The sequence below is a fragment of the Protofrankia sp. CiP1_Cm_nod2 genome, from assembly GCF_920664355.1.
Taxonomy (GTDB): Bacteria; Actinomycetota; Actinomycetes; order Frankiales; family Frankiaceae; genus Protofrankia.
Genome location: NZ_CAKKTL010000128.1, coordinates 1 through 9,729, shown reverse-complemented (window position 1 = coordinate 9,729; position 9,729 = coordinate 1). Strand labels below are relative to the sequence as shown.

Sequence of the window (9,729 nt, the reverse complement as noted above, 5' to 3'; positions counted from 1 at the left end):
TGACTACTGCGTGAGCGGTGTAGCAGGCCGCCCCTTGTGGATCCGGCCGTGGCAGGTAGCGCAGACCACGAGTAAACGTTCAGGTTCTTTGTTGATGTTGCTGTGGGTGGCCGGCTCTCGAGCCGGGTTCGGTTGTTGGCTGACGCGTGGCGCAGCAGGTCTGGTGCGTGTGGTGATGTAGCGGGGTGCCCGCGCAGCCGGAGGAGATGCCCCTTGAGGGACTGATCGCCCTCGTGCGCGCGCAGGCGGAGTTGATCGGTGAGCTGCGGGTGACGGTGGCGGCGCAGGCCAGGGAGATCGCGGAGTTGGCGGCGAAGGCGGCTGACCTGGAACGGCAGGCGTCGCGGAACTCGCGGAACTCGTCGTTGTCGCCGTCCACGGACGACGCGATCCCGGGGCGGAAGCCGCCGGAGCCGCCGCCGGGCGGGACTCCCGGGGCGGCGGGCGGTGGCGGGGCGGGGAAGAAGCAGCGCGGCAAGCAGCCGGGCGCGGACGGGCTGACGCTGGCCTGGCGGGAGGACCCGGACCGGGTCGAACAGCACTTTCCGGGCGGTGCGTGTGGCTGCGGGGCGGCGCTCGCCGGGGCGACGGTGACGGGGGCCGCGCGCTCGCACCAGGCCCACGATCTCGAGCCGGCCCGGTCGACCGTGACCCAGCATGACCTTTACCCGGTGGTGTGCGGCTGCGGGCGTCGCCATGTGGCCGCCCGGCCCGAGGGGCTGTCCGCGGCGCCGGTGTCGTACGGGCCGGAGCTGCGCGCGCTCGCGTTGTACTTCCTGGTCCGCCAGCACCTCCCGGTCGAACGGACCCAGGAGGGGATCGTCGAGCTGTGTGGGGTGGAGGTCTCGACCGGCTGGCTGCATTCGCTGCTGGCGCTGGGCGCGGACGCGGTCGCCGAGGCGGTCGACGCGATCGAACAGCGGATCGCGTCCGAGAAGGTCGTCGGGTTCGACGAGACGCCGCTGAAGGTCGGCCCGAAGGGCGAGAAGCGCTACGTGCTCTCGGCCTCCACGCTGCTGTTCACCCTGTTCGTGCTGGGCCGCCGCGACAAGGCCAGCTTCCGGGCGTTCCTGCTCGGCCGGATGCTCGGGGTTGTCGTCCACGACCGCTACGCGTTGTACGACTGTGACGAGTTCACCGGGTTCCTCCACCAGCTGTGCGTCAGTCATCTGCTGCGCGACATCGAGGACACCGTCGAGACCTACCCGGGCGAGGTGTGGCCGGTCCAGCTCCGCCAAGCGCTGCGGGGCCTGGTCCACCAGGCCAACCTCGCCCGCGCGGCCGGGCTGGCCGAGGTCCCCGCCGCGCTGCGTGACCCGCTGCTCGCGGAGTACCGCGGCGCGGTCCGCGTCGGTCTCGCCGCCGTGCCCCCGGCCGCGAAGGGCGCGAAGCAGCCGGTCGGGCGCTGCCTGCTCGAGTGCCTGCGTGACCGGCAGCCCGACGTGCTCCGGTTCGTCTTCGATCTCGACGTGTGGCCGACGAACAATGCGAGCGAGCGCGACCTACGGCCGTTCAGGACGCAGCAGAAGATCTCCGGTCGGCTCACCTCCACAGCCGCGACTGCCTGCCGCCTGCAGATCGCCAGCTACCTGTCCACCGCCCGCAAGCACGGCATGTCCGCGATGCACGCGCTGCGCCTCGCGTTCCACGGCACGCCCTGGATGCCGCCACCCGTCGCCGTGCCCGCCTGACCGAACCGCCCACCTGATCCAGCCGCGCCGACCACCGGCGCGGCCCGCCGCCATGCCCGAACCACCACCTACAGCAAGATCTTCAAACCAGCTGAATGTTTACGCCGTGACCTACAGCGATGATCCTGGCGGTGACTGCCGGAAGGATGGCCCCGCCGCATCGCGACCAGCGGTCGTCCATCGGGCGTGGGTACTGTGAGGGGAGACACGCTGGTCCCGACGGAGTCGGATAGTGAAAGGCTTCCATGGGTACGGAAACACCTGAGCTCCATTCCACTCGTCCTGTTTCTGCGCTCAAGGGCGCGGCGTTCGCCGGTTCCTCCTGGCTGCGGGTGTTACTGGGGACCGGAGTCGCCACGACGGTGATCGTTCTGGGGTTTCTGCACCGTCCCGCTCTCGGCGTCGGCGAGAACAACCTGATTCATGCTGACCGGGAGTGGTTGGCTCTCGCGGTGCTCGCCACCGCGATGATCTGGGTTGCCGGCACGGTGACGCAGCTCGGTTCGATGTCGCTACGTCCATCGCTGAGGCGGCTGTTCGCGGTACAGATCGCCGCGTCGTTCACCAACCATCTGCTTCCGGCCGGGTCTGGCGGTATCGCGGTCAACGTCCGCTTCCTGCAACGGCATGGGATGAGCAGGAGCGCGGCCCTGGGAGCAGTGGGCCTGAACTCCCTCGCGGGCATGGTGACCCATCTGATCCTGCTCGCGGCCATGATCGGGCTGGCTCCGTCCGTCCTCACCAGCGTCGGTACACAGGTACGGTGGACGACATGGCGACGGCCTGTCACCGGCGTTGTCCACCGTCCCTGGATCGGGCTCGCATTGATCGCCGTGCTGGCACTCATGCTGGTCGTGGGGACGGTGGTGAACCGGCGCCGCGCGGGAACGTGGAGGAGAACGCTCACCACGCGCCTCACCTCCGCCCGGACCCACATGATGCGTGAGCTGACAGTGCTGGCCGGGGTCGTGCGGGATCCGGCCCGTGCCGCCAAGCTCTGGCTGGGATCGTTGTCGGTACCGCTGCTGCACGCCGTGATCCTCATCGCCGTGCTGCGCGCCGTCGGCGTTCCCGCCCCGGCCGGGACCGTGGTCCTCATCTACCTGGTCGCTTCCTCGCTGTCTGTGATCGTGCCATCGCCAGGTGGTCTGGGTGCGCTTGACGTGACCCTTGCTACGGGGCTCGTCGCGGTTGGGATCTCCTCACCGGCCGCAATCGGGGTGGTCCTCGGGTACCGGCTGCTCACGGTCTGGGTGCCGTTGATGCCCGGGGCGTGCGTCTTCGCGTTCCTCGTCCGCCGTCGGATCATTTGAGCCGGTATCCGGGAGTGGGGTCTGTCCGGGTAACGACTCTGCCAAGATTCCGGTGGTGACAGGCGGTCGCCGTGCGGGCATCGTCGGTACCGTGTGATGCCAGCGTGCGGAACGGTATGCCCGCCGCTGAAAATATTTGCCCCATGACTTTCCGCCGCACGGCACCGTCTACGCCCACCACGCGACCTGGCGGGACGAGGGTATCTTCGTTCATCTCAACTACAACCTGACCGGTCTGGCCCGCGTCAAGGAGGGCCGCAAGCCCGAACCGACCGCGTGCATCATCGACACCCAGAGCGTCAAGACCTCCACCGACGTTTCCCCCTGACCAGTCAGGGCACGGACCCCGGCAAGAAGACCGTCGACCGCAAGCGGGGCATCGTCACGGACACGCTCGGCCTGCTCCTCGCCGTGGCCGTCACCGCTGCGAGCCTGTCGGACAACGCCAGGGGAACGACTCAACCCGCCGCCGGGAACCGATTGTGGGTCAGCGCCGGCCGTACGTCGTTGGTCGCGATCGCGTACATCGCAGCGGTGCGCTGCAACACATCCGGCCAGGCCATCGGTGGTGGAACCGCCCGATTGTGGGCCGCGATGGCCTCTCTCTCAGCGGGGTCGGCGGCAAGCCGCACAATTGCCTCGACCATGCCGTCATCGCTCTCGGCGAGGATCCCCTCATCGCCGTCACGGACAAATTCGCGTATTCCGCCTTCGGCCCTGGCAACCACGGGAAGGCCCGCGCAGCGGGCCTCGAGGGCGGCGATGCCGAAGGATTCCAGGGTTGCGGGTGCGACGAACAAGTCAGCCCGCCCGAACAGGGAGCGGATCCGAGCCCGGGACAACCGGCCCGGCAGGCTTACCCACTCGGTCATGCGGTGGAGGCGAAGGTATCGCTCCAACGATCGCCGCTGCGGGCCGTCCCCGACAACCACGGCGCGCAGACGAAACGTCGGCTCCAGTGCTCTGTGCGCCCTGTGGAGCATGCGCAGCAGTTGCCGGGGCCGCTTGCGAGGCGCCAGGCGCATGACCGCGACGACGACCACCTCGTCCGGGTCACGGGGCTTCGGAGCCACCTGCCATGCCGAAACGTCGATTCCGTTTGGCAGAACGAACACCGGCGCCGTGCCGACCAGCCGTCGCAGCGGTTCGGCGGCCACGTTGCTGACGGCCGTCCACACCACTGGCCACGATGACCACCCGAAACCGGTATCGAGGATCCGGAAGGCAGGCTCCAGGTGGGAGATCAGCGAATGCATTGTCACCACGGTAGGGGCGCTGCCCGCAGCCGCTATCGTCGTGAACGCCAGGGGGGAGATCAGGCCGGCGTGTACGTGGATGACGTCGTATGCCCTGTCCCGCAGCAGCAGTCGGCTGGTTCGCAGGGCGGCCGGATGGAGCATCGAGGGAAATGCGACCGTCTCGGTCAGGCGATGCACTCGCAGTCCGCCCGTGCGCTCCTCGGCCGGCCCTGGAGTGGAAGTGATTACCTCGACGGAGTGACCGACGGCCTGCTGACGCATGGCCAGGTCGTGGATGTGCATCTCGATTCCACCGAGTCGAGGCAGATAGAAGTCCGTGACATGGGCGATTCTCACGCGAAAGCTCCCCAGGTTGGCCGAGCCAGGCACATATCGGATGTCTTTCCTGGTGCAGACTTTGTAGATGCCTTACACACTGGTCTCGTTCCACGCACACCCCGACGACGAGGCGCTGCTCACCGCGGGAACCCTGGCGCGAGCCGCTGCGGAAGGTCACAGGGTGGTCCTCGTGGTCGCCACCGCCGGTGGATCGGGCCTCGCGTCCGCCGCGATGCTGGCCGGCTGTGATCTTACCGAGCGTCGCTGGGCCGAGTTGCTGCGCTCCGCCGCGGTGCTCGGGTGCGCGCGGGTCGAGTGTCTGGGCTACGACGACTCTGGGATGACAGAAGCACCCTCCGGGGCGGAGCGGGCGTTCGCCCGGCAGGACGTCGACGAGGCCGCCGCGCGTTTGGCGGACATCCTGCGTGAGGAGCGGGCGGACGTGCTGACCATCTACGACCCGGTCGGAGGCTATGGTCATCCCGACCATGTGCAGGTGCACCACGTCGGCATGCGCGCCGCCACGATGGCGGGCACCGCCGTCGTCCTCGAGGCCACAGTGGATCGAAGCCGGTTGCAACGCGCACTGCGGATCATCCATTACCTGCCTGGTATCCCCGCGGACTTCGCTCCCGCCCGCCTCGCAGGCGCCTACACCGCCCCGGATGCGCTGACCCACCGGGTCGACGTGCGCCGCTACGTCCGACAGAAACGCGCGGCCATGGCGGCGCACGTCAGCCAGACCAGTGCCGACTCCGGCCTGCGAACGCTGACCGTGCTGCTCCGGATTCCCCGCCCGGTGTTCCGGTGGGTACTCGGTCGCGAATGGTATGTCGAGTATGGTCGGACACCCACAGAACCGCTCCTCGACAACATTTTCGCAAGCCTGGCGGACACTCCCGACCACACTATTATCGACATGACTAACAATTATGCGCATCAGAGCGAGGACGCTGTCGGAACCTGACGCTGAAGTAGCCCGGCGGATGGGTTCACCCTTCTCTGAGCACTGCTGCATAATTCCCCGGATTCGATGTGTGTAGCACTGGTGCAACGAAAGGACCGTTCCTCGACCATCTTGGCTCCCCGGCAGGTCAGAACAGGGTGAAGCGGGCATGGCAGCACAGTCCCGCCGTCATGCAGTAGAGGGCGAACGGGGTGAGGGACGGTTCTCGAAGTATCGGGCGAGGAACCGCACGGACAGGTAGGTGGCCACACCGGACAAGACTGTGCCGAACAACACTTGGGCACGGATACCGCTGCCGGGCGGGCCGGACAGATCGGGCAGTTTGAGTACGCTGGCCGCGAGGATGACCGGGATGGCAAGTAGGAAGGAGAAATAGGCCGCGTCCTCGTGGAACAGTCCGGCCATCATGGTGATTCCTGACCTGCTGACGCCCGGTGCCAGGGTGATGATCTGCGCTGATCCGACAACGAGCGCGTCAACCCGCGAAGACGGGACAACCGCTGGTCGGCGGCCACATCAGAATGCACAGCCCTGTCGGAATACGGTTCGGTCGACCGCAAGTCGGATGGGATGGCGGCGACGACGAGAAGCCATCCGAGCTTTTGGCCCAGCGTGTCCACTTCACAGTCCCGCAACGAGGTCACCGGGCCCCTGGCAATGCAGATCCAGCCCCGCTGGAAATAGATGATCAAAGCTACGGCGGTGGCGACGTGAAGGCTCACGATGAACGCCAGGTAGGGCGATTTGGGGGCGGACACGTTGAGGTCCCGCGCCCAGCCGCCGCCGATGACCGCCGGGATGAGGACGCTGTGGCCGAGGCTGGACACGGGGAACAGCTCTGTGATGCCCTGTAGAAAGCCGATGACACCGGCCTCGAAGAAACAGAGATGCGGCATGGACTCACTTTCGAAAGGATGCGACCGATGGGCCGGCTCGGGGCTCGGTAACACCTGACGCATGTGTCAGAACCGCACACTGGCACCCCGATCATGTGAATACCATGTGTAGAAGATGTAAGGTCGAAAAATGTAGTGTGTCGGCGGCTGATCACCCGTTCCCGACCTGGACGTGTCGCCGAAATCCCGACCGCCGCCTCGGGTGAGATTTTCAATAAACGCCCCAGGGAGGATTCGCGGCCCAGTACCGATTTTTGGACGTGCACGGCGGCCAGTTGGGAACCGGCTGCGGCGCAGGCGTCCAGATTCTCTCGGCCTCCGAGCGCGCAAAAAACCGCGATCGCTCGACAGCAACCATGCTGTTGTGGAGATGAAGGTAGGCCCTTCTGTATCGGCATGCAGGTGCTGGTGTCAAACCGCCACGAGTTGCTGTGGTGAATGAGCCATGGTGGTGAACGTCCGCGGAAAAGCCGTCGTGAGAGGCGGCAGGTATGAGCCAAGAAGGCGAACGAGAGTGAACCATCGATGACGTGTCGTTAAGCCAGGTGGCATCAAAACCAGGGCCTTAATGCTGCCCGGGATAAGTCAGAGGGAAAGCTGCCTACTGCTCCGGCGATGCCCGGCATGAAGATGGCGCAAGCTTGGCTTGGGCTCTGCAACGGAACAGGAGAACTCCTTGGCACGACATGGGTCCAGCGGATTGGAGCGGGAACCCACCGGGAGACCGGCAAGCGGCTAATCCGCGAGTCGCGGAGTACCAGGTGCAGGCCAGGAGGGCGGAGTGGGGCGGGACGCCAGCAACCCCGGCGCGACGTGGCACGATCTCGCAGGTGACCAGCACACCCGCCGCGACGCAGCACCTGCACGACCTCGCGCGGCTGCGCCGCGTCCGCGACCGGATCGACCGGGAATACGCGCAGCCGCTGGACGTCGAGGCGCTCGCCCGCGGCGCGCACATGTCGGCCGGGCACCTCAGCCGCGAGTTCCGGCGCGCCTACGGCGAGTCGCCATACGGCTACCTCATGACGCGGCGCATCGAACGCGCGATGGCGCTGCTGCGTCGTGGCGACCTCAGCGTCACCGAGGTCTGTTTCGCGGTCGGCTCCTCGTCGCTGGGCACCTTCAGCAGTCGCTTCACCGAGCTGGTCGGTATGCCGCCCAGCACCTACCGGCGCCATGCGACGCGCGCGACGGCGGGGATGCCGCCGTGCGTGGCGAAACAGGTGACCAGACCGATCAGGAATCGAGAAGCGCGGGTCACGGAGCCGCAGCTAGCGTGACCGCCATGGACATCACGATTCACGGGACCTTCCTCCCGCACGACGACCCGGACGCATCCCTGGCCTTCTATCGCGACACCCTCGGCTTCGAGGTCCGCAACGACGTCGGATACGGCGGGATGCACTGGATCACGGTCGGCCCTGCCGACCAGCCCGGCACGTCCATCGTCCTGGAGCCGCCGGCCGCCGACCCCGGCATCACCGACGACGAGCGCCGCACCATCCTCGAGATGATGGCCAAGGGCAGCTACGCCCGCATCACCCTGGCCACCGCCGACCTCGACGGCACCTTCGCACGGCTGCAGGCCAGCGACGCCGAGGTCGTCCAGGAGCCGACCGCGCAGCCGTACGGCGTTCGCGACTGCGCCGTCCGCGATCCCGCGGGCAACCTCATCCGCATCAACGAGCTCCGCTGAGTCGTCCGGCGATCGCAGCCATGACCTGCACAGACGGCACCGCGAAGGAGCCCGCGCACGACGCCGGTGCCGGCCGCCTGGTGGCCACCGGCACCGACCTCGACGGCGACGTCCCCGAGCTGCTTCAGGACCGATGAGGCCGCCCCCCCGCTCCCGCGCTCAGCGTCGTCGCGACACCGATCGTCGGCTCACCCACGACATCGATGTCTAGGTGGCCAGTGCCTCGGCGGACGGTGCGCCGTACCTGGTGTCGCTGTCCTTCGGCTGGGACGGCGAGGCGCTGCTGATGGCCACGCCGACGGACATCCCGACCGGCAGAAACCTGGCCGCCACCCGGGCCGTCCGGCTGGGGCTGGGCCACACCGCGACGTGTCCATGATCGAGGGCAAAGTCGAGGTCCTCGAGATCGACGCGCTGCCGCAGGAGCGGGGTGACCGGTTCATCGCGCGCACCGGCTTCGACCCGCGTGCGCTGGCCACCCCGTACCGCTGGTTCCGTATCTCCCCGCGCCGCATCCAGGCTTGGCGCGAGGTGAACGAGCTGTCCGACCGCGAGAGCTGATGCGCGACGGCCGTTGTTGGTCCGACGCCTCGGCGGGCGCGCCGCGTGGCCGGGGCCCGGAGGCTCCACGGGCCGAAGCGAAGGAGAACCAGACGTACTGCTCGAAGCTGGTCAGATCGAGCCAGGCGACACGACGGAGACCGCGAAGGCGGCCCCGCCTAACAGATGGAGACACGATGATCATGGCCACGAGGACGGACCCGCAGTCGCCTGCGCTGCACGTTGCCGACAGCCACGATCTGCTCCGCGTGCAGGGCGCGCGCGAGAACAACCTCAAGGACGTCAGCGTCGAGATCCCGAAGCGCCGGCTGACGGTGTTCACCGGCGTCTCCGGCTCGGGCAAGAGCTCGCTGGTGTTCGGCACGATCGCCGCCGAGTCGCAGCGGCTGATCAACGAGACTTACAGCGCCTTCGTGCAGGGCTTCATGCCGACGCTGGTGCGGCCCGAGGTCGACGTACTCGAAGGGCTGACGACCGCGATCATCGTCGACCAGCAGCGGATGGGTGCCAACGCCCGCTCCACCGTCGGCACCGCCACCGACGCCAACGCGATGCTGCGCATCCTCTTCAGCCGGCTCGGGCAGCCGCACATCGGCTCACCCAACACGTTCTCCTTCAACGTCCCCTCGGTCCGCGCGAGCGGGGCGATCACGATCGAACGCGGCGCCGGCAAGACCGTGAGACAGACCTTCACCCGCACCGGCGGCATGTGCCCGCGCTGCGAAGGCCGGGGCACGGTCTCCGATATCGACCTCACCCAGCTCTTCGACGACTCCAAGTCGCTCGCGGAGGGCGCGATCACCATCCCCGGCTACAAGGCGGACGGCTGGTGGACAGTGGGGATCTTCACCGAGTCGGGCTTCCTCGACCCGGACAAGCCGATCCGCAAGTACACCAAGACCGAGCTCCACGACTTCCTCTACAAGGAGCCGGTCAAGGTGAAGATCAAGGGCGTCAACCTCACCTACGAGGGCCTGGTCCCCAAGGTGCAGAAGTCGTTCCTCTCCAAGGACCCCGACGCGCTGCAG

General features: G+C 67.5%; 6 protein-coding genes and 4 pseudogenes. 8 read left to right on the top strand and 2 right to left on the bottom strand.

The annotated features are described in order from the left end of the window. Nucleotides 1-185 precede the first annotated feature (185 nt). From tnpC to NBW84_RS14955, 3 genes and pseudogenes are all read left to right on the top strand, one after another. A complete protein-coding gene (tnpC, locus tag NBW84_RS14965) occupies nt 186-1,691 on the top strand; it encodes an IS66 family transposase (protein ID WP_250285353.1) in 1,506 nt (501 codons plus the stop codon). Nucleotides 1,692-1,936: 245 nt separating this feature from the next. After that, nucleotides 1,937-3,004, top strand: coding sequence for a lysylphosphatidylglycerol synthase transmembrane domain-containing protein (locus tag NBW84_RS14960; RefSeq protein ID WP_250285352.1), 1,068 nt, complete (start codon nt 1,937-1,939; stop codon nt 3,002-3,004). Nucleotides 3,005-3,134: 130 nt separating this feature from the next. Next, nucleotides 3,135-3,457: pseudogene (locus NBW84_RS14955) on the top strand (IS5/IS1182 family transposase); the annotation flags it as partial. Nucleotides 3,458-3,462: 5 nt separating this feature from the next. Here NBW84_RS14955 and NBW84_RS14950 read toward each other — a convergent pair. Next, on the bottom strand, nt 3,463-4,632 hold the full coding sequence (locus NBW84_RS14950; RefSeq protein ID WP_250285351.1) for a glycosyltransferase family 4 protein: 1,170 nt from the start codon (nt 4,630-4,632) through the stop codon (nt 3,463-3,465). A 34-nt stretch (nt 4,633-4,666) separates the two neighbouring features. Between NBW84_RS14950 and NBW84_RS14945 the strand changes: the two genes are divergently transcribed. Beyond that, nucleotides 4,667-5,548 carry a PIG-L family deacetylase gene (locus NBW84_RS14945; RefSeq protein ID WP_250285349.1) on the top strand — a complete coding sequence of 294 codons (882 nt, stop codon included), beginning with the start codon at nt 4,667-4,669 and terminating at the stop codon, nt 5,546-5,548. Between the two features lie 127 nt (nt 5,549-5,675). Here the strand turns inward: NBW84_RS14945 and NBW84_RS24330 are convergent. Continuing rightward, nucleotides 5,676-6,444: pseudogene (locus tag NBW84_RS24330) on the bottom strand (undecaprenyl-diphosphate phosphatase). A gap of 830 nt (nt 6,445-7,274) precedes the next feature. Here NBW84_RS24330 and NBW84_RS14930 point away from each other — a divergent pair. The 4 genes and pseudogenes from NBW84_RS14930 to NBW84_RS14910 all read left to right on the top strand — a co-directional run. After that, on the top strand, nt 7,275-7,724 hold the full coding sequence (locus tag NBW84_RS14930; RefSeq protein WP_250285347.1) for a helix-turn-helix transcriptional regulator: 450 nt from the start codon (nt 7,275-7,277) through the stop codon (nt 7,722-7,724). A 5-nt stretch (nt 7,725-7,729) separates the two neighbouring features. Then, nucleotides 7,730-8,140, top strand: a complete 411-nt coding sequence (locus NBW84_RS14925) for a VOC family protein (protein ID WP_250285358.1) — start codon at nt 7,730-7,732, stop codon at nt 8,138-8,140. 133 nt (nt 8,141-8,273) lie between these two features. Next, nucleotides 8,274-8,715, top strand: a pseudogene (locus tag NBW84_RS24325) (pyridoxamine 5'-phosphate oxidase family protein); the annotation flags it as partial. A 162-nt stretch (nt 8,716-8,877) separates the two neighbouring features. After that, nucleotides 8,878-9,729 (top strand): annotated as a pseudogene (locus tag NBW84_RS14910) (excinuclease ABC subunit UvrA); the annotation flags it as partial.

Bases quoted from the DNA above. Each gene is read 5' to 3' on its own strand.
- NBW84_RS14960 (WP_250285352.1), top strand. From the start codon at position 1,937: ATGGGTACGGAAACACCTGAGCTCCATTCCACTCGTCCTGTTTCTGCG.
- NBW84_RS14945 (WP_250285349.1), top strand. From the start codon at position 4,667: ATGCCTTACACACTGGTCTCGTTCCACGCACACCCCGACGACGAGGCG.
- NBW84_RS14925 (WP_250285358.1), top strand. From the start codon at position 7,730: ATGGACATCACGATTCACGGGACCTTCCTCCCGCACGACGACCCGGAC.